Genomic DNA, 22,641 nt, shown 5'->3' on the forward strand with positions numbered 1-22,641 from the left:
CGAGGGCGGTCGGAAGCGTCCGGAGCACGCCGGCGGTGGCCTGGGGCTGGTCACGCGGCTCGGCCGGAGTTGTCGAAGAGGAGCATCACGGCTGCGGGTACGGTGTGGCCGTCGATCCCGACTCCGAATGGTGACTTCGTGTCCCGCCGACGAGGAGCCGTCCCCACCATGCAGGAAGCGACCCCCGCCCCCCGCTCCGGCGGGGGACCGCAGGCTCCGAAGACCGTCAGCATCCGGGACGTCGCCAAGGAGGCGGGCGTGTCCCACCAGACCGTCTCCCGGGTCGTCAACGGCCACCCCAAGGTCAAGGCGTCGACCCGGGCCCGGGTCCTGGACGTCATCGCCGAGCTGGGCTACACGCCCAACCGGATGGCCCGGGCGCTGGCCGGCGGTGCGGTGCGCTCGGTGACCGTGCTGACCTCGGACACCTCCTTGTACGGCGCCTCGGCGACCCTGAAGGGCATCGAGGAGGCCGCGAGGGCGGCCGACTTCGCGGTCGGGATCAGCGTGCTCGACGCCGGCTCGTCCCAGCAGCCCGCGGACGTCGCGGCCCGGGTCAGCCGGCCGGGGGAGGCGGTGCTGGTGATCGCCTTCGACGCGGCGGGCGTACGGGCATGGCAGGCACTGCCCGCCGGGTTCCCGGCAGCGGCGGCGGTGGAACGGCCCGAGGACGGCCGCCCCGGCGACCGGCCCCAGCTCTGGCTGGACGACCGGGCGGCCGCCGCTCAGGCCACCCGTTATCTCCTCGGCCTCGGCCACGAGACCGTGCACTACCTGGCGATCCCGTCCTCCACCACCCGCATCGGCCAGCGCACCGAGGGCTGGCGCGACGCCCTGCGGGCGGCCGACAAGCCCCTCCCGGAACCGCTCGACGCCGGCTGGAGCCCTCGCTCCGGCTACCTCGTCGCCCGCTCGCTGCTGGCCGACCCGTCGGTCACAGCCGTGCTCTGCGGCAACGACGATCTGGCGCTCGGCGTACTCCGCGCGGCCCGGGAGGCGGGCCGTGACGTGCCGGGCGACCTGAGCGTGGTGGGCTTCGACGACGCCCCCCATTCCGCCTACGCGCACCCCGCCCTGACCACCGTCCGCCTCGACTTCGAAGGTCTCGGCCGAGGCTGCTTCGGCCTGCTCCACCGGCTCCTCGAGCCCGATACCGCCCCGGCCCTGCCCCTGTGGGCCGAGCCGGAGCTGATCGTGCGGGAGAGCAGTGGTCCGGCCCCGTCGCGGCGGGACCGGTCGAAGGGTTGAACCGGCGCCGCTGATTCCTCATGCCGTCCATGCCGTCAGAATCTTCCTGCCGGCAGGCGGAGGGCTCGAGCTGCTTCGGGGCTGAGGGCCCGGACCGACGGTCCGGCCACTCACTCGGTGCTGCGCAGCGCGGCCCAGGTGTCGTGGCCCACGATGCCGTCGACGTCCAGCGCCGAGTCGCTCTGGAAGCTCCGCACCGCGGCGTCCGTCTCGGAGCCGAACTCGCCGTCCACGCCGCTTCCGCCCACGCCGTATCCGCGTTTCGTCAGCATGCACTGCACCTGCAGCACGCGCTTGCCGCTGTCCCCCTGGCTCGTGCGTCCGCTGCCGGAGTAGTGGGTGCAGTCGGAGATCCAGGGCGGGGTGGCGGGTTCGGAGGGGTCGGGGCTCGGGGGCGGCGTGGTGTCGGCGGGGGCGCTGGGCTCGGTCGCAGGAGGAGCAGGATCGTTCGTCGGGCCGTCGTCGGCGGAGCCGGTGACCACCGGGGACGAGGCCTCCTCTTCGGTGTCGGCGGCGCTGCCGGCGGTCCTGCCCGGCGCGCCCTCGGCAGACGCCCCTTCCGAGGCGCCGGGCCTCGGCGAGGCGGCGGCATCACCGGGCACGGAGCCGGCGGAGGCCGTCACACCGGCTCCCGGCCCGTGAGCGGTGGCGGGGCTGTCCTGGCGGGTGAGCACGAAGACCCCCGCGGCCACCACGCAGAGGGTGACGGCCGCGGCGACGGCCGGCACCCGCTTTCGCCCTGCCCAGGTGCGGGCCCCCGTCGGGCGTGACCGCTCCGGCGGGGTGACGGCGGTGACGGCGGCAGGAACCGCCGTCTCCGCCGCAGGCCCGAAGCCCGGGGGAGCGGGCCTGCTCTCCCGGGCGGGCGGGGTGGGCGGCACCGGCTGCTGCCGCTCGCCCGGGGGCCGTACCCGAGCCCTCCGTTCGGCCGGGAGGCGCTGCAACGCTTCGTACGCCCGCTGCCGGGCCTGCACCCTGTCACCCAGCGGCTCGGCCCAGCCGGTCCCGGCGTGTGCCGCGGCCGCGTCGATGAGGTCCTGGGGAGTGGGCCGCCGCTCGGGCTCCTTGGCCAGGCAGGCGGACAGCAGCGAGCCCAGCGCCGCGTCCGCCGTCCGGATCTCGCCGAGCAGCTTCGGGTCCGGCTCCTCGAACGCCACCCGGTGCATCACGTCGACACCCGTGCCGTCACCGAACGGAGCGCGCCCGGCCGCCGCGTAGATCAGCGTCCCGGCCAGCGAGAACACGTCCGACGCCGTGTCCGACAGGCCGGTTCTCAGGTGTTCCGGCGACATGTAGGCCGGAGTGCCCACCCGGTTGCCCGTGCCGGTGATCGCGCTCGCGTCCACGGCTTTCGAGATGCCGAAGTCGATCACATGCGCGCCCCGGACGGTCAGCAGGACGTTGGACGGTTTCAGGTCCCGGTGCACGATGCCCGCGGCGGCGAGGTCGGCGAGGGCCTGCCCCAGCTGGGCCGTCAGCCGCCAGACCGTGGCCGTCTCCAGGGCGCCGTCCTCCCGTACGGCCTCCGCCAGGTCGAGCCCCGGGAGGTACTCGGTGGCCATCCACAGCAGCTCGTCCCGGAAACCCGTGCCGCACAGTCTCGGCGTGTGCGGGGTGCGGAGCCGGGCGTGCACGAGCGCCTCACGCTCGAACCGGCGCCGGAACCTGGCGTCTTCCGCGTACTCCGGCCTGATCACCTTCACGGCGACCAGGCCGGGGCTGTCGTCGACGGGGCGGGCCAGATAGACCCGGCCCATGCCGCCGCTGCCGAGCAGTGCCAGCGGCACATAGGGGCCGACCTGGCCGGGGTCGCCGGGGCTCAGCGGAGCGGCACCGGTCTGCCGCAGTGCGGAGGCCTCGCTCGTCGCCGGGTGCGGTGGTAACGGCCGATCTTCTGACACGGAACCCCCGAAATGATGTGCGCCGTACGCCAGTTCGCCAACGAGGAGACGAGGCTAACCCAGCCTCGGCGTGGGTTCAGGACTTCGATCACTTCCGTCACGCGGGCCACACGGTGAGTCAGACGAACGACAGGTTGGCTGCGCCGGATCGGGGCCGCCGCCGGTCGTCTCGCCGTGCCGGCGGAAGACGGCGCCCTGGCGGAGCTGTCCCGGCCCGGCCCTTACCTGTCTCCCAAGGCGTGCGCGGACCTCGGCGCCGATCCACCGGCCACCCTCATGGTCGGGGACACCCCGGTCCGGGACGGTGGCGCGACCGCCTGCGGTCTGCGCGCCTACGTCTTCCCGGCCGAGCAGCGCATCGGGGACCGCGGCCTGAGCGAAGTCCTCGGGCTCGTGGCCCGACGTCCCCGTCCGGCCACAAGTCGACGGTGCCTGGTGGCCGCTGCACGATGGAGACAGCGGCGCTCGGGCGCGGCACAGCGTGCGGGGCCGCCGACGGAAGGAGGCCGGCCATGGCAGACGCCGGTTCCGTGACAACGCCGGGGATCGCAGGTCCGGGGGCTGGTGCCGACCTCGAAGTGGACCACACCCATGGGGAGACCCGCCCCTGGGAGATACGCATCGTCAAGCATCCCAAGCGCTCCGAGTCCAGTCACTTCCGCGCCGCCAAGACGGTGGCCAAGAAGATCCTCAAGGAGCTGAGCGCCGACTCGGTCGAGCCGCCGTACGGCCCGGGCCCCTGGGAGATGCACCACGGCGGCAGCCTCTGGGTCATGACGGGGAGCGGCTGGCGGATGTACCGGGCCCGGGTCGGCATCGAGTGGAGCATGCAGTTCTGCGCCGACCCCGCGAAGGTCGAGCGGCTCCGGCAGGAGGCCGCCGACCTCGTGGCCGCCTTCCCCTTCACGCTTCCGGCCCTGGAATCCCTCGGCTACAAGCGCGCCCGTCACCTCCTGGGCACCCCCGTCACCGATGCCGACGGCGTAGAGGCCTGGACCGACGGACTCTTCAACGCGTGCGTGCCGATGAGCAACCCCCACCACTCCGGGGTCCTGCCCAAGGCGGCCGGCGAACACCACTACCCCTGGCCGACCAAGTCCGCGGACTTCTTCAAGTTCGACGACTTCCAGCTGTGGGTCACCCTGCCCGACGGAACCCACGCCGGCGTCGCGCCGGTGGACCGCCGGGGTTCCGGTGACGGGCACGTGCGCATCGTCCACGCCCGGCACGGCACGCCGGCCGGGGACGCCCTGGCGGAGGCGCAGCGGCGCCGCATGATGGCGGTGGCACCGCCGGACAGTCCCGTGGCTCTGGCGGCGTTCGAGCAGCAGATACCTCGCGGGGCGAGCAGCGCGTCCACCCCGCCCGTCGGTTAGCGAGGAGCGATCATGCCGCGCAAGATCGTCATCTGCCTCGACGGAACGGGCAACCAGGTCGGCGCCCGCAACCCCACCAACGTGGTCAAGCTGTACGAGATGCTGAGGGCCGACACCCCCTCGGACCAACTCCTCTACTACGACCCCGGCGTCGGCACCATGTCGTCGGCCACCGCGCGCGGCCCCCTCGGCCACCGGCTCTCCCGGCTCGGCGGCCTCGCCTTCGGGACCGGGCTCAGAACCAACCTCGCCGAGGCCTACACGTACCTGATGCGGCACTGGGAGCCGGGCGACTCCGTGTACGTCTTCGGATTCAGCCGCGGCGCCTACACGGCCCGCGCGCTCGTCGGGATGCTCAACAAGCCGGGCCTGATGCGGCCCGGGGCGGAGAACCTCGTCCCCTACGCCGTGGCGAAGTACGCCTTCAACCAGGACATCGACCGAAGTCAGCAGGAGGTCGCGCGCTTCTCGCACGCCTTCTGCCGGCACACCACCACGGACCCGTTGTGGGAGACCGTCAAGCGCAACGACCCGAAGCAGGTCTCGCGCTACGCCGTGCCGATCGCCTACCTGGGGCTGTGGGACACCGTGAAAGCGGCCGGCATCCTCCGCCTGGGCGATCTGCAGTGGCCCTACACCCGCTCCCTGCCCAACGCCGCCCGCATCCGGCACGCCGTGTCCCTCGACGAGAGACGCCGCCCCTACCGCGAGTACCTCGTCAAGCGCCGGCCGCAGCTGATCCGGGACACGCTGGAGGAGGTCTGGTTCGCCGGGGTGCACTCCGATGTCGGCGGCACCTTCGACCACGCGAAGGGCGAGCCCCTGCTCTCCACCATCACCCTCAAGTGGGTCGTCGACGGTGTCCGCCACGACCTGGACTTCCGGCGCGACGCGTACGCCGAGGCGACGGCGCTGAGCAAGGAGTTCGCCGACGCCCCCGTCCACCGCAACGGCCCGCTCTGGTTCCTCGTGGGCAGGCGGCTGCGTGGCGTGCCCGAGGACGCGGTGTTCCACGCGAGCGTCCGCCTGCGGCAACAGCAGGATCCGGAGTACCGTCGCGGTCTTCCCGACCCGGACGACCTCGGGCGCTGGGCGGACCCGGACTGGACGGAACCGGCGCCGGAGCTGCCGTAGCTGCCGTGGGGGGGCATGCAGCGAGCCCTCAGCGCCCTCAGCGCCCGAGAGCCCTCAGCGCCCGAGGGCCTTCAGTACGGCTTCCAGCTGCTGGAGCGGCTCGGGGCCCATGATGCGCAGCACGACGGTGTCCGCCCCGGCCGTCCGCAGCTCGTGGAGTTGCTCGGCGGCCTGCGCGGGCTTGCCGGAGACGGTGAACACCTCTTCCTGCGGGCGGCCGAGCCAGGTGCCGTGGCCCTGGGTGTGCGGGTGCAGGGTCTGTGCCACCTGGTCGGGATCCTCGCCCACGCAGCAGAAGGACAGCACCGTCAGGGTGTGGCCGGGCCCGGCCCCGCCCTTGGTGGTCAGCACCCGGGTGTTCTCCAGGTCCCGCGGGCCGTGGCCCTCGGCGATCAGCGTGCCGTCCGCGACCCGGCCGGACAGCTCCAGCGAGCGGGGGCGGACCACGCCCGCGACCACCGGCGGCGGTTCGGCGGGCGGGTGCACCAACTGGACGCCGTCGAGCCGCACCTCCCGGCCCTCCAGCCGGACCGGTTCCCCGCGCAGCAGGGCGCGTACGGCGGTGATCGTCTCCTCCAGCAGGGCCAGCGGTGAACGCGGTGCCACGCCGACCGACACCATCCACTCCCGCACCCCGTGGCCGATCCCGGCCACGAGCCGTCCCGGGAACACCCGGGCCAGCGTGGCCAGTTCCATCGCCAGCAACGCCGGGCTGCGCAGTGGAGCCGGTGTGATGCCGATCCCCACCCGGAGGCGCTCCGTCGCGCCCAGCGCCACGGCCGCCGCCGACACCCCGCCGTTCCAGCCGAGGTCCTCGACCACCCACAGGTCGTCCACACCGAGCGCCTCGGCCTGCCGTGCGAACCCGGGCAGGTCCTCCGGGGCCCAGTCGCGGTCGTACATCACGCCGATCCGAAGGTTCGTCATGTGTCGGAACCTATGCTCCGGCCGAAGAGGGGATCAAGGCCGCACGACGGTCCCGGGGGCGTGGGCACGGCGAAGAGCCGTAGTTGGCCGAAACCACTACCGTCCGTGCCGTGCCACGGCCGTGCGCAGGGCCGCGCGTACGTCCTTCGGGGGCGGCGGGCCGTCGGTGCCGGTGCTGGCGGTGACCGCCTCGGCGACCGTGCGGAGCTTGGTGTTGGAGAGCTGGGAGGCCTCCCGGAGGATGGTCCAGGCCTCGTCGGAGGTGCAGGCGTGGGTGGCCATCAGGATGCCGCGCGCCTGGTCGATCACCGGCCGGGAGACGATCGCCTGGCGAAGCTGGTCGACCTCCTCCTGGAGCTGCTTCAGCCGTTCCGCGCGTTCCAGGGCCACCGCCGAGTGGGCGTCGGGGTGTTGGGGCTCGGGGGCGGATTCGCCGTCCGAGGCGTGCAGTGGGTCCGTGGTGTCCAGGCCGACCAGTTCCAGGATCCGGCGCGGCTGGCCGTCCCAGTTCACGGTCACGACCGCTGTTCCGTGCAGGCGGCCGTAGTCGCCGAGGGTCTCCAGGAACTCCAGTCCCGCCGTGTCCATGAAGAGCACCCCGGTCATGTCCAGCTCCAACCGGCTTATGCCTTTGGGTAGTTCGGCCAGGGTCTTCGCCAGGATGTCCGCGGATCCGTGGATGAGTTCCCCACGCGGAACGAGCACCGCCCGGCCCGCGTCCACGTGGCTCTCGATCACCAGGGCCTTGAGCCGCCCCGCGAGAGGTGTGTGTGCCGCTGAGGTCATCTCCCCGCCTTGTTGGTCACCGACAGTTTCATGACGTTGCGTGCCCCCGTCCGCCGGGCCGGTACGGTGGGTCCGGCGGCGCTGACTGAGCACCTGCCCGCCGTACGGCGTACTACACACCGTCTCCAGGAATGGCAGGCGTGGTCCGGGGTATGGGCGCTTTCGTCCGGGAGAGTGGGGAGATGGTGTGGGCATCCGATACCTGACACCTTCCGGAACTGCGGCCGCGGTCCCGGAACTGACGGTGTCCCCCCTGGCCGAGCGCAGCGGGCTGCGCGTGGCTGGGGAGGTCGGCCTGGCCACGCACGAGGCGTGGCGGAGCGTGCTGGAACAGGCCGTCCGTGAGGACGAGGATGTCTACTACCTGGAGTTGTCGTCCGTGACCTTCGTCGACGTGGCCGGAGCCGGTGCGCTCGCCGCCGCCGCCCAGCAACTGGGCGAGGGCCGGCGGATAGTGCTGGATCAGCCGCCGCACACGCTGCGACGCGTGCTGGAGATGTTCTGGCCCGACCTTTCGGCGATCGAGGTGTCGATGTCATGAGTGCCGCGGCCGAACTCTCCGAACCCTTCGTCCACCCCGCCCTCTTCTACGGCGACGAGCAGGAGTACGTCGCGGGCACGGTGTCCTTCGTGCGCCAAGGCCTCGCCGCCGGCGACCCCGTGGCGGTCGCCGTGCCCGGCGAGAACCTCCGGCTGATCCGGGACGGCCTCGGCGCCGACGCCGACGCGGTGAAGCTCCTGGACATGCGGGAGGCCGGGCGCAACCCCGGCCGGATCATCCCCGGCGTGCTGCGCGCCTTCGCCGACGCCCAGCCGCCCGGCCGACGGGTGCGGATCATCGGCGAGCCGATCTGGGCGGGCCGGTCGGAGACCGAGTACCCCGCCTGCGTCCAGCACGAGGCGCTCATCAACGCGGCCTTCCAGGGCCGCACGGTCAGCATCCTGTGTCCCTACGACGTCCGGCGCCTCGACCCGAAGGTCATCGCCGACGCGTACGCCACCCACCCGACCGTCATCCACGCGGGCGCGGGCTCGGAGCAGGCCAGCGGGGCGTACGACCCCGAGGACGTCGTGGCGCGCTACAACGAGCCACTGCCGTCCGTCGCCGGCGTGCCGTCCTTCGCCTACGACACGGACACGCTCTCCCAGGCCCGGCACGTCGCCACCGACCTGGCCGCCCGGCTCGGTCTGACCGGGGTCCGCCTGCAGGACCTGGCGCTCGTCACCGCCGAGCTGACCACCAACAGCGTGGTCCACGGCGGCGGTTCGGGCACGCTCCGGGTGTGGGCCGACGACCAGTACGTCATCTGCGAGGTCCACGACAAGGGGCGCCTCACGGATCCCCTGGCGGGGCGCAGGCCGGCCGGCCGCGACCAGCGGGGCGGCCGGGGGCTGCTCATGGTCAACCTGGTCGCCGACCTGGTGCGGGTGCACACGGGTGTGGAGGGCACGCGGGTGCGGTGCTGGTTCGTTCGCTGACCGGCGACCGCCGCGCCACCGTCGTATCCGACCGCCGCGTCACCGTCGTACCGCTGCCGGTGCGCCGGATCAGGGGGCCAGCGGGTCCAGGGCCAGGGGTTCGATCTTGCCTTCCAGCATGTAGCCGAGGCCCTGGGCGGCGCACACGTCCGGCCGTTCGGCGATGTGTACCGGCATGCCCGTCGCGTGCCGCAGCATCTGGTCGAAGCCGGGCAGCAGGGCGCTTCCGCCGACCATCATGATCCCGCGGTCGGCGAGGTCGGCCACCAGGTCGGGCGGGCAGTTGCGCAGTACCCGGCCGATGCCGTCGAGCACGGCGGTCAGCGGGGTCTCGATCGCGTCGCGTACGGCGGCGGTGTCGACCTGGACGGAACGGGCGAGGCCGGTGGCCACGTCCCGTCCGTGGATCTCGGTGCGGGCCGGGCCGTGCGGGGTGAGGCCGTTGCCGGAAAGAGCGAGTTGCAGCGGCCGTACCGACTGGCTGGGCAGCATCAGCTCGTGCTCGTGGCGCAGGTGCTGCACGATCGCGTGGTCGACGGCCTCGCCGCCCACCGGGATGCGTTCGGCGGTGACGATCGAGCCGAGGGAGAGGACGGCCACCTGGGTCGCCGCGGCCCCGCACACCATGATCATGGTCGCCTCGGGCCGCTCGACGGGCAGTCCGCAGCCGACCGCGGCGGCGATCAGCGTGTCGACCAGCTCCACGCGGCGGGCGCCGAGCCCGACGAGCGTCTCGATCGCGGCGCGCTGGGCCAGCGGGTCGGCGTCGTGCGGGGTGCAGGCGGCGGCCCGCAGCCGGGGCTTGCGGCGCAGGGCGCGGCGGATCTTGTCGCCGAGCAGGTGCCGCAACATGCGCTGAGCCATCTCGATGTCGACGACCGTGCCGCCGGAGACGGGCCTGACGACACGGATGTAGTCGGGCGTACGGCCCGTCATCTTCTCCGCCAACTCACCGACCGCGATCAGCGCGCCGGTACGGGTGTTCACGGCGGCGGCGGACGGCTGGTCGACGACCAGCCCGGCCCCCTTCACGTACACCCGCGTCCTCGCCGCACCCAGGTCGACCGCGAAGTGACAGCGGCGCAGCTGCTCCAGACTGGCGGTCATGGCAGGTCCTCCCGAGAGCACAGACCGTGGGCCGCCGGGTGGTGGCCTCCTAGGCATCGTGCGGCGGTGCGGGAGGGGGCGCGCCTTGTGGTGGGCCGGGTGGGGGGCCGCTGAACGGGGGTTTGTGGCAGAGGAAGGGGTTTGTGGCAGGGGAAGCGGAACGCCTCGAGCCGGACCGCTCCCGGGAGGGAGAGGATGTCGATGAGCAATCCATGGTGCCCCCGCCGTTCCGGCGTACGTTCTTGCACTGCTCTCGCGGCACTGGGCATCTGCTGTTACGGACGGTGCTCGATGTTGTCGTGTGGCGCATGCCGGATCAGGCCCAGCTCGGCCAAGTCCTGTGGCCGAATTCGGAGTTGGTCCGCCGTCGCCTCTACCTCCGCCGGCGTTCGCTTCAGGATCTGCGCGGCCGGCTCGGGTGCGATGACCGAGAAGTAACTGTCCGGCGTGGCCCAGGTGTTGCCGGGGGCCGCCAGGGCCAGTGCGCCGCCCGAGCCGCCCTCGCCGATCAGCAGCGTGGTGACCGGGGTGCGGGCGGCGGCCACCGCGCCGAACAGGTCCGCGATCGCGGCGCCCGCGCCCTGCCGCTCGGCCTCGGCGTCGTTGGCCGCGCCGGGAGTGTCCACCAGGGTGAGCACCGGGATGCCGAGCCGGTCCGCCAGGCGGATCAGGCGGGCGGCGGTGCGGTAGCCGGCGGGGCGGGTCGCCGTGCCGGTCTGGGCGGCGTAGGCGACCGTACGGCCCTCGTGCTCGCCGAAGCCGCACAGCATGCCGTCGGGGTCGGTGCCGCCGCAGCGGTCGCCGTTGATCGCCACCCGATGGGTGAAGTAGGTGTCCAAGTAGCGCTCGGCGCGCGGGCGTCGGGGGGAACGGGCGCGCTGGACCGCGGCCCAGCCCGTGGCCGGGAGGTCCGTCGTGCCGAGGGGTGGCGGGACCGGGGCGGGTGCGGTCGACCGACCCGTCAGCAGCCCCAGCCAGCGGCCCAGCGTGTGGCGCAGGTCCTCCGGGTGTACGACCGCGTCGGCCGCGCCCGCCGCCACCTGCGCCTCGGCGGTGTACGCCGCCGGGTCCGCGTCCGGCGGCCGGACCCGGGAGCCCGCGAAGCCGACCTGCGCGCCCGGCAGCGCGAGGACCACGTCGGCGCCCGCGCCCAGGGTGGCCCAGCCGCCGCCGGTGGTCGGGTCCCGCAGGACCGCGATCTGCGGCAGCCCCGCCTCCCTGGTGAGCACCGACTGGCGGGCCACGCGCTGGAGTTGGGAGAGGGCGAGCATGCCCTCCTGCATGCGGCTGCCGCCGGTCGCCGTCAACGGCACCACCGGCAGCCGGTGGTCGCGGGCGTACGTGTACGCCGCTTCCAGCCGGTCGCCGGTGCGCTCGCCGAGCGAGCCGCCCAGGAAACCGAACTCGAACGCGATCAGCACCGCCCGGACGCCCTCCACCTGCGCGGTTCCGCAGACGACGGACTCCTGCTCGCCGGTGCGTTCGGCGGCGCGGGCGCGCGAGGCGTCGTAGCCCTGCCAGGCGAGCGGGCCGTCGGGCTGGGCGGCCCGCTCGGGGTGCGGGAGTTCGGTGAAGTCGTCGGTGACGGCGGCGAGGATCTCGCGTGCGGTCCGGCGGTCAGTCACGGGTCAGCGCCCGCTTCATGATCTTCCCCATGTCGTTGCGGGGGAGGGAGGAAAGGTGGTGGATCACCCGGGGGCGCTTGTGCGGGGCGAGGCGGCTCGCCACGTGGTCCGCCAACTCGACGTCCGCCGGGGGGGACGTGGGGTCCGTCGGCACGATCCACGCCACGATCCGCTCGCCCAGGTCGGCGTCCGGCTCGCCGGTGACCGCGGCCTCCCGTACTCCGGGATGCTCCAGCAGCGCGTTCTCGATCTCACCAGCCCCGATCTTGTAACCGCCGCTCTTGATCAGGTCGGTGGCCTTGCGGCCGACGATGCGGACGTAGCCGTCGGGGTCGCGCACGGCCATGTCCCCGGTGCGGAACCAGCCGTCGGCGGTGAACGCGGCGGCCGTGGCGTCCGGCCGGTTGAGGTACTCGGTGAACAGGTTCGGGCCGCGCACCTGGATCTCGCCGACGCTCTCGCCGTCGTACGACGTGATCGGCGCCCCGTCCTCCTCCACGAGCCGCAGCTCGACTCCCGGCAGCGGTACGCCGACCGTGCCCGCGCGCGGCTCGCCGTCCGCCCGGACGCTAGTGTTCATCAGCGTCTCCGTCATGCCGTACCGCTCGATGACGCGCTGCCCCGTCACGGCCGTGATCCGCTCGTGGTCGTGGACCGGCAGCGCGGCGGAGCCGGAGACGAGCAGCCGCGCCCGGCCCAGTGCCTCGGCCAGCGCGGGGTCCTCGGGGAGCGCCTCCGCGATGCGGTGGTACATGGTCGGGACGCCGAACAGCATGGTCGCGCCGGCGTTCAGCTCGCGCGTCACGCCCTCGGTGCCGAACCGGCCCAGGTGGCGGACCGATCCGCCGCGCCGCAGCGGGCCGAGGACACCCAGAACCAGGCCGTGGACGTGGAACAGGGGCAGCCCGTGCACGAGCACGTCGTCGCCGGTCCACTGCCAGGCGTCGGCGAGCGCGTCCAGGGTGGCGGCGATCGCCCGGCGGGGGATGACGGCACCCTTGGGCGGGCCGGTGGTGCCGGAGGTGTAGACGACCAGGGCGGGGTCGTCCTCGGACGCCCGGCTCTCGGGAGCGGGCCCGTCCGCCCGCACGCTGACGTCGATGCGCTCCAGGTCCGCCAGCGGGGGCGGGAGTTCGTCTCCCGGAGCGGCCAGCACCACCGAGGGGGCGCTGTCGGCCAGGATGTGCCCGAGTTCCTTCTCCCCGGACTTCGGGTTGAGCGGCACGGCGGCGACGCCGGCCTCCAGCGCTGCCACCACCGCGACGGCGGTCTCCAGCGCCGGGGTCGCCCAGACGGCCACCCGGCCCGCCCCGCCGATCCGTGCAGCGAGGGCACCGGAGGCGGCGCCGAGCTCGCCGTAGGTCAGGGACCGGTCGCCGAACCGCAGGGCGGGCCGGTCGGTCCGGCTGCCGGTCAGGGCCGGGAAGAGAGAGGACACGCGTCGTACTCCTTAACTGTTCACTGTCACTGCCTGTCGCCGTCTGTCGGTCCTACCCCCAGCCCGGCACGACCATCACCAGCCACGCCACCGCGGGTACCACCGCCACCACGATCCCTCCGTAGATCATCAACTGCCTGAAGAAGCGCTCGCGGTCCACGTCCGGCGCCGCGGCCAGCACCAGCGCGCCGTTCGTCGAGAACGGGCTCACGTCCACCACTGTCGCCGACACCGCGAGCGCCGCCACCATGCCGACCGCCCCGATCTCGCCCTGCGCGAGGAACGGCACGGCGAGCGGGATCAGCGCGCCCATGATCCCCACGGAGGAGGCGAACGCGGACACGATGGCGCCGATGTAGCAGAGCAGAACGGCCGCCAGCAGCGGGACGCCGATGCCGCTGACGCCCTCGCCGGCCCAGGTGATGGTGCCCATCTCGTCCAGGACACCGACGTACGTCAGAACACCGCAGATCAGCAGCACCGTCGACCAGGCGATCTGCCCGACCGCCGTGCGGCTGTCCTCCGGCCAGGCGGCGCTCAGCAGGACGGCGAGGGTGATCGCGGTCAGACCGGCGTCGAGGTCGAAGGCGAGCACGGCGACGACGAGGGCGACCAGCGCGGTGAGGGTGGCGATCCGGGCGGGATTCAGGCGGGTGGTGTCGGGGGTGCCGGGGTGCGCCTCGACGAGGGTGGCAGTGCCGGAGGGGCTGGTGCCGTCGCCGGTGTCGGTGGAGGTACGGGCACCGCTGCCGCCCTGCGGCACGTCGCCCTCACCGGAGCCCGCGTCCGGCGCGACCGCTCCCCGCGCCCACAGCTTGAGCCCGCCGAACAGGACGAAGACGACCGCCGCGATGATCAGGTTGGCGATCAGCGAGGCGAGGAAGAGGGCGATCTCGTTGCCCGGCAGCTTCTCGCGCTCGACGATGCCGTTGACGATCGTGCCGTAGATGCTGATCGGCGAGAAGCCGCCGCCCTGGGCGCCGTGCACCACCATCGCGCCCATCAGCAGCGGACTGATCCCGTAGCGGGCGGCGAAGCTCAGCGCGATCGGCGCGACGATCGCGACCGCGGCCGGGCTGACCGCGCCGATCGCGGTGAGCGCGCCGGTGAGGAAGAACATCACCCAGGGGATCAGCGCGACACGTCCGCGGACGAGCCGGATGGACGCGTGGACCAGCCAGTCGGTGGTGCCGTTGGCCCGCGCGATGGCGAAGAGGTACGTGACGCCGACGAGCACGACGAACAGGTCGCCGGGGAAGCCGGCGAAGATGCCGTCCGCGTCGAGGTCGGCGACGAGCTCGCCGACCGCGAAGGCGGCGGCGAAGGCGAGCGCGCCCATGTTGACGGAACGGGTGGTGGCGATGACGAACACCACGACGAGGACGAGGATCGAGATGAGTTCGGGGGACATACGGGCTCCCGTCTTTGGGTCCCGGAGCGGTTGCGGGGGTACTTCGGGTGCGTCGAGAGAGTGGTCGAGTGGCTGAGCCACTTACGGGTCGGTTGGCTGGTTAGCGTGGGCGCGCATGGGGTCGCCGTCAAGGGGTCGCGCACAAATTGGCTCAGCCACTCGGCCACCGGGAGGCCCGGTGTTACGCTCCCGACGAGAGGGGGACCCCATGACCGAGCCCGTGACCGGCGCCCTGCGCCCCATGACGAAACAGCGCCTGTACGAGCAGGTGCTCGACCGGCTGCGCCAGTACGTCACCGAGGGCGGCCTCAAGGCCGGCGACCGCCTCCCGCCCGAACGCGACCTGGCCCAGCGGCTGGGGGTCAGCCGGGCCTCGGTCAAGCAGGCGATCGTGGTCCTGGAGGTGCAGGGCCTGGTGGAGGCGCGGCACGGGGGCGGGACGTACCTGGTCCGCGACAGCCTGGACGTCGAGCCCGTGGAGAGGATGGTCGAGCGTCGCCGGCGCCTCCCGGACGTCCTGGAGGCGCGCGAGGCCTTGGAGACGAAGCTCGCCGAACTGGCCGCCGAGCGCCGCACCGAGGACGACCTCACGGCGATGCGGTCCGCGCTCGCCCACATGGCCGGGGAGATCGAGGCGGGCGGTCATGGGATCGAGGGCGACCGCCTGTTCCACGCGGCGGTCACCGCGGCCGCCCACAGCAGCCTCCTCGCCGAGTTCATGCGCTCCATCGCCGACCAGATCGCCGAGAGCCGCACCGAGTCCCTCCGCCAGCCCCACCGGCCCCACCGCTCCCTGGCACAGCACCAGGCCATCCTCGACGCCGTCGCCGAGGGGCAGCCGAAGCAGGCGGCCGCCGCGATGCGCCGCCATGTCCGTACGGTCGCGAAGGTACGGCTGCTGGACTGGGAGCCGGAGGAGGAGCGGTAGGACCTGGGGCGGTCAGGTTCCGGCGTCTCGTCGTGTCTCCCAGTCGGCGATGAACCGGCGGAGTACCTCGACCGGACCGACGCCCTCGGACTCCATGCGGGCGACTGCGCGGTGGCCCTGTTCGATGGCCTCGTCCAGGCGTCCCGCCTCGGCGAGCATGGGTCCCACGTTGACCTGTGGGACGAGGTCGGGCGTCTCGCTGAGGTCGATGTGCCGGAGATACGCGTCGGCCGCCTCCTCCGTGCGACCGAGTTCCTGGAGCGCCCAGCCGAGGTACATGTAGGCGCTGGCGAGCTGGTCGTCGATGCGGTACTCACCGAGTACCTCGACCGCTTCCCGCAACAGCGGCAGCGCCTCGTCGAACTGTCGCGCGTCGATGTGGTACTCGGCGGCGGTACCGAGTGCCGAGCCGAGACCTGGCGCGTTGCCGGTCCGCCGCGCCAGCTCGACGCGCTGGAGAGTGGTGCGCAGACCGAGCTCGGGGTCTCCCATCTGATGATGGAGGCGTGCCAGGAGGGACAGCGTGACGCTTTCCTCGGCGGAAAGGCCGTGGGCGTGGGCGTAGTCGGCGGCGGAGCGCAGCAGTCGTGAGGCTTCCCGCGCGTTCCCGCTGGCGAGAGCGACCTTGCCCAGGCTGCCCATCGCGCGCGCGATGCTGGGGGGATGGTCGATGCTCCGCGCCAGTTCCAGCGCCCTGCCGAACTCCCCTTCGGCGGTGGCGAAGTCACCGATGCCGAGAGCTCGCTCACCCATGAGAGCCCGCGCGTTGAGCTCGGCATAGGCGGCCTCGTCGTTCGGCCGGACCGAGTGGGTCCAGCGGCCCGAGCCGCCGAACTGCGTGTCCAGCAGAGCCAGGACACGCTTCCCCTCGGGGTGCAGGGTGATGCCTCGCGCCCGGAGGTCGCTCAGTATGGAGTGCGCCTCGCCCAGGAGCCGGAGTCCCTCCAGTCGCTGTGACGGGATGCGCATCGTCTGACCTGCCAGGGCGAAGAGGGCGATCGCCAGGGTCCGGGGCTCTTCCTCGCCTTCAGGCCGAACGGCCCACAGCTGTCGGTAGATTCCGACCGCCTTGTCGAGATGCTCGATCGCTTCCTCGGGTGAGACGTCCGGGAGCGATGCGACGCGTTCGTACGCCAGACCGACGTCCCGCCGTGCCCAGACGTCGTCGGGGACGAGCGCGCTGATGCGGGACCGCATCGCGAGTGATTCGTGGAAGACCGCGTGTGCGTCCTGGGGTGTCCTGCCCTGCATCAGCGCGTCGCCGTATCGAGCGAGAGCCGCGGCCAGTTGCTGCTGCGTCGGTAGGTCGTCGGGCAGGGCCGCCGCCAGCTTCCGGCAGCCCTCGAGCGACTGGAGGTACCAGTGCATGGCCTGTGCCGAACGACGTCGTGCGAGCTCGATGTCCCCCAGAGCGGACTGGATGTGCAGCCATCGCCTGTGTGACTCGACGTTCTCCGGCGCTTCTTCGACCGCGCGGCGCGCGAGGTCCTCGGCCTCCGCGTAATGGCGAGCGGCATCGGCGAGACGGTCGGTGGTTTCGGCCAGGCGCGCGGAGTTGACGTGTGTGCGGATACGGAATTCGGCCAGGTGCGGGCTGCCCCGGAGGTGTGGTTCCAGAGCCGCCATGCGCGCGTAGTGGGCCGCGGCCGTCGGGGCGTCGCCCTCCTGCCGGCACAGTTCGGCGAGACCTTCGAGGGCCGTGCAGTACGTCATGCACATATCACCGATGTCGGTCGGGCCCTCGGCGATCAACCGCTCCAGCGTGTGGGCACATTCGCCGTAGTGCCGCTTCGCCTCACTCGGGTGGCCTTCGAGCAGGTCCATGCTGCCGAGCCGTTCGAGCGCGATGGCGAAGTCGACCTCCGCGAGAGGCAACGCCTCCGAGTCGCGCGCGGCCCGGTGGTTGTTGTCGACGAGGTACTTGTACGACTGCCTCGCCGAGGCCCGGTCTCCGATGTCCATGGCCAGGTCCGCCAACCGCAGCAGGACCACCGCGTGCTGACGCTCCGCCAGTTTCCGGGCCGTCGGTGAAGCCGCCGACGCCACGGCGGTGGCGGTACTGTCACGGATCACCTCGAGAAGCGAACGGCGCTCGTCCGTGCCGGCTCCGTCGCCCGTCAGCCGGTCGTCCAGGTACCGCAGCATCATGTGGCCGAGCTGCAGGCGCTCGGCGAAACCGAGTCCGTCCTGGGCGAGCAGGCCTGCCACCCACGGCTTGCCCTCCGGCCCGGAGTGGAACCGGGCGGCCAAGGAGTCCGTCGCCCAGCGGGCCAGGTCGGAGGCCGGTTCCGCACGCGCGTAGAGCCGCGCTGCTCCCAGTCTGTCGTCGGCGCCCACGAGATGGTGCATGAGTTCACGTCGGCGGTGGGCATCGTCCGGATCCAGGTCCGTCAGATGTGCGGCGAGGCGCTCGTGCAGGTCTCGTCGGCCGGACGGGGGGAGTGTGTAGGCGTCGAGAGCCGCGGTACGGAACGCGCTGTGCGAGAAGTCCCATTGCCCTGCGGCACCGCGCTGCACCAGATGATCACGGAACACCCGCCGGACGCTGGAGAAGAGCAGGTCGGTCCATCGGACGCCGGTGAGGTCGCCCATGACCGCGCGGAAGTCGCTCTCCCGCCAGCCCTGCCTGCCCAGGGCCAGCATCTCCATCAGGCCCTTGACCCACGCCGGTCCCTGCTGCCCGTCGGATCCCGTGCCCGCCGAAATGGCCAGCTCCGCGACCTTTTCGGCGCGCCGCATCATGCGCAGGTACATCCCCCGCGGGGTGGCCGGCAGCTCTTCCACCAGGGCGAGCTGCAGGGCGGTGAGGCGCTCGTCGGCGGGGCCCGGGAACGTGGTCGAGCGCGCGAAGTGCTCGGCACTGAGCAGGTTCATCTCCTGGCAGACCAGCTCCAGCCAGACCGGTGAGCCGTGTGCCGCCGCACCGTCCGCCGTCCGCTTCGCGAGAATCGCCTGCTTGACGCCGCGATTGACGGCACGCCGATACCGGCGGTAGATCGCGTCGACGAGGCGGCCGGCCGCATAGGGCTCCAACGGCCCGACCTCCAGGCGCAGGGCCCCGGTGCGCCGGCTCACGGCTTCCACATCGTCGCCGTCGTTGGCGGTGAAGATCAGCCTCGCTGCCTCGGGCCAGATCTTCGGGAGCCAGGTCATCCGGTGGGCGCGCACCGATCGCTCGAACTCGTCGACCGCGTCGACGACGAGGGCGACCGGCCGCTGTGCGGCGACGCGGGTGAGCGCATGGGCGAACGCGCGCTCGAGGTCTGCTCCTGTGAGCTGGTCCACCGCTGCCGGACGCGAGTCGCTCGGCAGCTCCATCAGCCAACGCCGCAGCATGGTGTCCACGGAGCCGGCTTCGCCACCGATGCCGGCGGCGTGATCGAGTACCAGCAGGTCGTCGGATTCGCGCAGCTGCCGGACCAGTTCCGCGGCGAGGCTGCTCTTGCCGGACCCCGGAACACCGGTCACCGCGCAGATCCGCGCTGTCCCCGATCCCGGTGCCCGCGATCCCGCTGTCCGTGACCCCGTCGCGAATGTCTTCAACTCGTGCAGCAGGGTCGTGCGACCGACGAAGTCCGCTGCGGAGGAGTGAAAGAACTCGTCGAGCACTGCCCGTTCCCGGGCCTGCCAGCCCATGTTCGTGGCGCGGAAGTCCGAGGTCGCGGCGTCGAGGTCGGCCCACAGGTCCTCTGTCACCATGGCTCGGAAATCGGCCAGTCCCACCACACGGTTCCGCTGTGCGTCCCATACCGCCCGGTACTCCCGGAAGCGTTCCGGACCCAGCAACTCCCGCAGCTCACGCTTCAGCTCGTGCAGGCGTCGGGCGGCGTCTCCCGCGTCCGTGAAACGCTTCCGGACCTCAGGGGGCGCGCCGCTGAGGTCCAGGTCGCGTACGTACACGCGTGCTCCGGACAGGTGCGTGTCGGTGCGCCCCTGGAGAAGCCCGAAATGAAGCTCCAGATCCGTCATGCTCCGGCCGGCCGTCGGCCCCTCGTACCCGGACTCCTCGGCGGTCGTCCGTGCCAGGTCGTCCGGGACCATCCAGCCGTAGCGGTCTCCGATCATGCCCAGCACGAAGGGCCTGCTGCGGGCGACTTCCGCCAGGCAGACCTGTACGACCAGACGCGACTTGGCCGCCTCATCGGCGTGAATTGTGGTGTCCACTCCCAGACGAAGGTCGATCGGCTCGAACCCGTACCGCCGAGGGCTGAGGCGCTCCGCCATCTCGGGAAAGACGATGCTCGTCAGCAGATCCCGCTCGGCATGGAAGTCCTCGAAGGTACTGGACACGAACAGCGGTCGCGTCTGCCTGGGGAACCGACTCATGCTCCGTCACCTCCGCAGCAGTGTCGACAACCAGCTCGGTCCGCTGTCCCGCAACCTTTCCTGATAACACTTGAGAAAGAGATCGAGGTACCGGGTCTCGCCCCCGCTTTGAATTTCCTCAGGGTGGTTTCGAAGGTACTCGCAGACATCCATCCAAGCGCGGCCGACGGTGTACATCGCCGGTGCTCCGACAACTGTGCTCACGGCGCCGACCACAAAGTTGAGTCCCGGTACGAATTTGATGAGGCCTTTGACCGCGGCCTTTTTCCCGGCTTCCTCAGTGGCTCGTTTGGTCAACTCGCGGGCCAGCCAGCCGGCGCCTTCTTTTACGGCGACGCCACCGACCAGGATCTTCCACAGCAGGTGAGTGAGTGCCTTCACGTCCACCGGCACACCGTAGGCCACGCTGATCCCCGACATCATGCCTCCGTGGACGGCGAGCAACGACGCCATGTCGAGGACCGGAGGAGCCGAATGGGCCGGCAGGGCGCCGGCGATCGCCAGCCTGATGATGTTTTTCGACCGCGCACGCTGAACGGTGAAGTCGAGGCGCTGAGCGACCATGGCCGCCATCCGCACGGATTCAGGGATCTCTTGCACGGTGGCATCAAGGAGTTCCCTGACTCCGTGCACCGGGTAGGTGGGGCCGGCCAGTGGGACGGTCTCGACCGAGTTGACCAGGAAGACCTTCCCGCCGGCCAGGGGGAGTTGCCTGGCTGTGATGGATTCCGCCAGCGAGAGGGCTTTCGGGTCGACACGGTCGTCGAGCCGGTCCACGCAGGTCAGGACGGAGAACACGGGAAGCCCGAGACCGTGCAGGGACCGGATCAGCTCCGCATGGGCATCGAGGAATCGCGTCGTAGCGGATCTGGTGACGAACCACACCGCGTGTATGGACTCGGTGCCATCGCCCTGTTTCGCTTTTTCCAGGGTTCTCTCGACCGCGGCGATCAGGGTCGGGACCGTCCCGGCGCCGATTTCGAAACCCGGAGTGTCCCAGATGCCGATCGGTCCGTCGTCGGGTTCCCGGTAGAACTGCAACCGGACGGTCTGCCGGTTGCCGATGCCCGTTCCGGCGCGCTCGGTTCCGAATACTGTGTTGACGAGCGTACTCTTTCCGGCGCCGGCATCGCCGAACACGGCGAGATTGAAACTTCCCCCGCGCTCCCTGAGTTCCTCGCGGTACATCTTCAGAATGCTTCGGGAAAACTCCTCGAAATTCCACTCTGTGGACATGGCCCCCCCACGTCGGTATCCGCAGTCGAAGATACGGGCTCTCCCACTGCCTGTCACCGGCACCAGGGGGGGCTTGTTTTGTTTTCCGCGCGCCCCTACAACGCTTCCAGTAGCCCGAAGGTCAGTTCGTCCACCGGGCGGGGGCTGTCGGTGGACTCCTCGCTGTAGGTGTTCACCAGCATCACCACCGCCGTCCCGCTCCGCCTGTCGAACGCCGCGCAGGTGCTGAATCCGCCGGTGCCGCCGTTGTGCCAGGTCATGGTGCGGCCGTCGGGGAGCGTACTGAGATGCCAGCCGAGGCCGAGGCGCAGGGTCTGGTCGACGGTGAAGCGGGGGCGTTGGGTCAGTTCGATCGCGTCGCTGAGCGGTGAGCGGTCCGGGCGCAGTTGTGCGCCGAGGAAGCGGAGCATGTCGTCGGCGGTGCTGTAGACGGACGTGCCCGCGCCGGTGAGGACGTGGTCGTGCCAGTCGGGGACGGCGTCCCCGGCGAGATGACCGGTGACCTTGCGTGAGGCCATGTCCGGTCGCAGGGTCGTCGTCGTGTCGCGCAGGCGCAGCGGGGCCGCCACGTCGCGCCACAGCATCGCGTCCACGTCGTCGAAGGCCAAAGCCTGGGCGAGCAGTCCGAACCCGAGGTTCGCATAGTGATAGGTGCTGCCCGGCTCGGTGATCAGGGATGTCTCGGCCAGGCCGGCGGCCAGGTCGTCCAGTGTGTAGTGCGCGTAGGGGTCGTACGGGTCCGCCTCCGCGAGGAGGTTGGGCGGCAGGGAGGGCAGGCCGGAGGTGTGGGTCGCCAGGTCGGCCAGGGTGATCCGCCGAGGGCCCTTGCGGGGGACCGGGAAGCCCGGGGGCAGCGCCAGCGGTGTGTCGAGGCTGACCCTCCCCCTGCTCACGGCGCGCGCGAGAGCCGTGGCGGTGAGGGTCTTGCCGATCGAGCCGAGCTGGAAGACCGTCCTGCCGTCCGGTGCCCTGCCGGCCTGGGACGCGCCCGCCACGTGTCTGTGTGCGCCGCGGATGACTCCGCAGACGACGCTCGGGCTGCCGGCGGCCAGCGCACGGTCCAGGTAGGGCCGCACCCGCGCGGCCAGGTCGCTCCCGGCCGCTGTGGCGTGTCCGGGTAACAGCGATATTCCGGCCGAGGCCGTCACCGCGCCCAGTAAATTCCGTCGGTTCATGAACTACTCCTGCGTCGTCGTCGGGTTCGGTGCCGGCACCACTGCGGACAACATCACGAGCAGCGGGACCACTCTGCCCGCGGGCACCTGGTAGTGGCCACGCCCCTCGGCCTGGAGCCAGCCGGTGGCGGTGAGCTGCTTGAGGTGGTGGTAGAGCTGCCCGGTCGTGTTCAGCCCGGCCGTCTCCTGCAACTCGGCCGCGGAACGGGTTCCACGGAGTACCGCGCGCAGCAGGGTGAGCCGCACCGGGTGCCCCAGGGCGGCGTACGGCGCGGCGTGGTCCGCCCAGTTCGCTTCGAGCAGTCCCGCCGCCGCCGCGCCCTGCTGCCATTCGTAGTGCTCGCCTGTGGGCAGGTCCACGGCGCCGGTGAAGAGGACCTCACCGTCCCCGGTGAGTCGTTCGCGCAGCCCCTCGAGCGCCCAGAACACCTCGCTCCGGGGCGCCCGCGGTGTCAACTCCAGCCGCGCCACCCGTTCTTCGAGCGCGGCGACTCGCTCCTGCAGGGAGTCGTATGCCATGCCCCGACGTTACGTTATTCCGGAA

General features: G+C 71.8%; 18 protein-coding genes. 7 read left to right on the forward strand and 11 right to left on the reverse strand.

Features of this window, described 5'->3' with window-relative positions; all coding sequences use genetic code 11:
• The first annotated feature begins 168 nt into the window (after positions 1–168).
• Positions 169–1,248, forward strand: a complete 1,080-nt coding sequence (locus tag ACFWWR_RS31175; protein ID WP_383868592.1) for a LacI family DNA-binding transcriptional regulator — start codon at positions 169–171, stop codon at positions 1,246–1,248.
• Positions 1,249–1,358: 110 nt separating this feature from the next.
• On the opposite strand, the gene ACFWWR_RS31180 is transcribed toward ACFWWR_RS31175, so the two are convergent.
• Entirely contained in the window at positions 1,359–3,149 is a 1,791-nt protein-coding gene (locus ACFWWR_RS31180; RefSeq protein WP_383868594.1) for a protein kinase, read from the reverse strand.
• 174 nt (positions 3,150–3,323) lie between these two features.
• On the opposite strand from ACFWWR_RS31180, the gene ACFWWR_RS31185 reads away from it, so the two are divergent.
• Genes ACFWWR_RS31185 through ACFWWR_RS31195 form a run of 3 tightly spaced genes read left to right on the forward strand, consistent with a single transcriptional unit; the run spans position 3,324 to position 5,659 of the window.
• A complete protein-coding gene (locus ACFWWR_RS31185) occupies positions 3,324–3,683 on the forward strand; it encodes a hypothetical protein (RefSeq protein ID WP_383868596.1) in 360 nt (119 codons plus the stop codon).
• The gene (locus tag ACFWWR_RS31190; protein ID WP_383868598.1) at positions 3,662–4,525 is read left to right on the forward strand and encodes a DUF6424 family protein; all 864 of its coding nucleotides are present in this window, start codon (positions 3,662–3,664) and stop codon (positions 4,523–4,525) included. Before ACFWWR_RS31185 ends, ACFWWR_RS31190 begins: the two co-directional genes overlap by 22 nt.
• 12 nt (positions 4,526–4,537) lie before the next feature.
• Complete coding sequence (locus tag ACFWWR_RS31195) at positions 4,538–5,659, forward strand: DUF2235 domain-containing protein (protein WP_384306710.1); 1,122 nt, start codon at positions 4,538–4,540, stop codon at positions 5,657–5,659.
• A gap of 54 nt (positions 5,660–5,713) precedes the next feature.
• Here ACFWWR_RS31195 and ACFWWR_RS31200 read toward each other — a convergent pair whose 3' ends face one another.
• Positions 5,714–6,586: an LLM class flavin-dependent oxidoreductase gene (locus ACFWWR_RS31200; protein WP_384306713.1), complete on the reverse strand. Its 873-nt coding sequence runs from the start codon at positions 6,584–6,586 to the stop codon at positions 5,714–5,716.
• Positions 6,587–6,682: 96 nt separating this feature from the next.
• Positions 6,683–7,372, reverse strand: coding sequence for an ANTAR domain-containing protein (locus ACFWWR_RS31205; RefSeq protein ID WP_383868604.1), 690 nt, complete (start codon positions 7,370–7,372; stop codon positions 6,683–6,685).
• A gap of 187 nt (positions 7,373–7,559) precedes the next feature.
• Between ACFWWR_RS31205 and ACFWWR_RS31210 the strand changes: the two genes are divergently transcribed.
• Together ACFWWR_RS31210 and ACFWWR_RS31215 are read left to right on the forward strand one after the other, a co-directional pair.
• Positions 7,560–7,913, forward strand: coding sequence for an STAS domain-containing protein (locus tag ACFWWR_RS31210; RefSeq protein WP_383868606.1), 354 nt, complete (start codon positions 7,560–7,562; stop codon positions 7,911–7,913).
• Positions 7,910–8,851 (forward strand): anti-sigma factor RsbA family regulatory protein, encoded by a 942-nt coding sequence (locus ACFWWR_RS31215; RefSeq protein WP_384306715.1) that lies wholly within the window; start codon positions 7,910–7,912, stop codon positions 8,849–8,851. The genes ACFWWR_RS31210 and ACFWWR_RS31215 overlap by 4 nt, the downstream gene beginning before the upstream one ends.
• A 69-nt stretch (positions 8,852–8,920) precedes the next feature.
• Here the strand turns inward: ACFWWR_RS31215 and ACFWWR_RS31220 are convergent, their stop codons facing one another.
• The 4 genes from ACFWWR_RS31220 to ACFWWR_RS31235 form a co-directional block, all read right to left on the reverse strand.
• Positions 8,921–9,958, reverse strand: a complete 1,038-nt coding sequence (locus ACFWWR_RS31220; protein WP_383868610.1) for a rod shape-determining protein — start codon at positions 9,956–9,958, stop codon at positions 8,921–8,923.
• Positions 9,959–10,233: 275 nt separating this feature from the next.
• Positions 10,234–11,583, reverse strand: coding sequence for a carboxyl transferase domain-containing protein (locus ACFWWR_RS31225; RefSeq protein ID WP_384306718.1), 1,350 nt, complete (start codon positions 11,581–11,583; stop codon positions 10,234–10,236).
• Positions 11,576–13,021, reverse strand: a complete 1,446-nt coding sequence (locus ACFWWR_RS31230) for an acyl-CoA synthetase (protein WP_383868614.1) — start codon at positions 13,019–13,021, stop codon at positions 11,576–11,578. The genes ACFWWR_RS31225 and ACFWWR_RS31230 overlap by 8 nt, the downstream gene beginning before the upstream one ends.
• 52 nt (positions 13,022–13,073) lie before the next feature.
• Positions 13,074–14,432, reverse strand: a complete 1,359-nt coding sequence (locus ACFWWR_RS31235; RefSeq protein WP_383868617.1) for an SLC13 family permease — start codon at positions 14,430–14,432, stop codon at positions 13,074–13,076.
• A gap of 220 nt (positions 14,433–14,652) precedes the next feature.
• Between ACFWWR_RS31235 and ACFWWR_RS31240 the strand changes: the two genes are divergently transcribed.
• Entirely contained in the window at positions 14,653–15,360 is a 708-nt protein-coding gene (locus ACFWWR_RS31240; RefSeq protein WP_383868725.1) for a FadR/GntR family transcriptional regulator, read from the forward strand.
• 12 nt (positions 15,361–15,372) lie between these two features.
• On the opposite strand, the gene ACFWWR_RS31245 is transcribed toward ACFWWR_RS31240, so the two are convergent.
• The 4 genes from ACFWWR_RS31245 to ACFWWR_RS31260 form a co-directional block, all read right to left on the reverse strand.
• The gene (locus tag ACFWWR_RS31245; protein ID WP_384306721.1) at positions 15,373–19,686 is read right to left on the reverse strand and encodes a DUF4062 domain-containing protein; all 4,314 of its coding nucleotides are present in this window, start codon (positions 19,684–19,686) and stop codon (positions 15,373–15,375) included.
• Positions 19,687–19,692: 6 nt separating this feature from the next.
• Positions 19,693–20,922 carry a GTPase family protein gene (locus ACFWWR_RS31250; protein WP_383868623.1) on the reverse strand — a complete coding sequence of 410 codons (1,230 nt, stop codon included), beginning with the start codon at positions 20,920–20,922 and terminating at the stop codon, positions 19,693–19,695.
• A 95-nt stretch (positions 20,923–21,017) separates the two neighbouring features.
• Positions 21,018–22,097 carry a serine hydrolase domain-containing protein gene (locus tag ACFWWR_RS31255; RefSeq protein WP_384306724.1) on the reverse strand — a complete coding sequence of 360 codons (1,080 nt, stop codon included), beginning with the start codon at positions 22,095–22,097 and terminating at the stop codon, positions 21,018–21,020.
• Positions 22,098–22,100: 3 nt separating this feature from the next.
• Complete coding sequence (locus ACFWWR_RS31260; protein ID WP_383868627.1) at positions 22,101–22,616, reverse strand: ArsR/SmtB family transcription factor; 516 nt, start codon at positions 22,614–22,616, stop codon at positions 22,101–22,103.
• Between the last annotated feature and the right edge of the window lie 25 nt (positions 22,617–22,641).

The organism is Streptomyces sp. NPDC058678 (assembly GCF_042714835.1).
GTDB lineage: Bacteria > Actinomycetota > Actinomycetes > Streptomycetales > Streptomycetaceae > Streptomyces.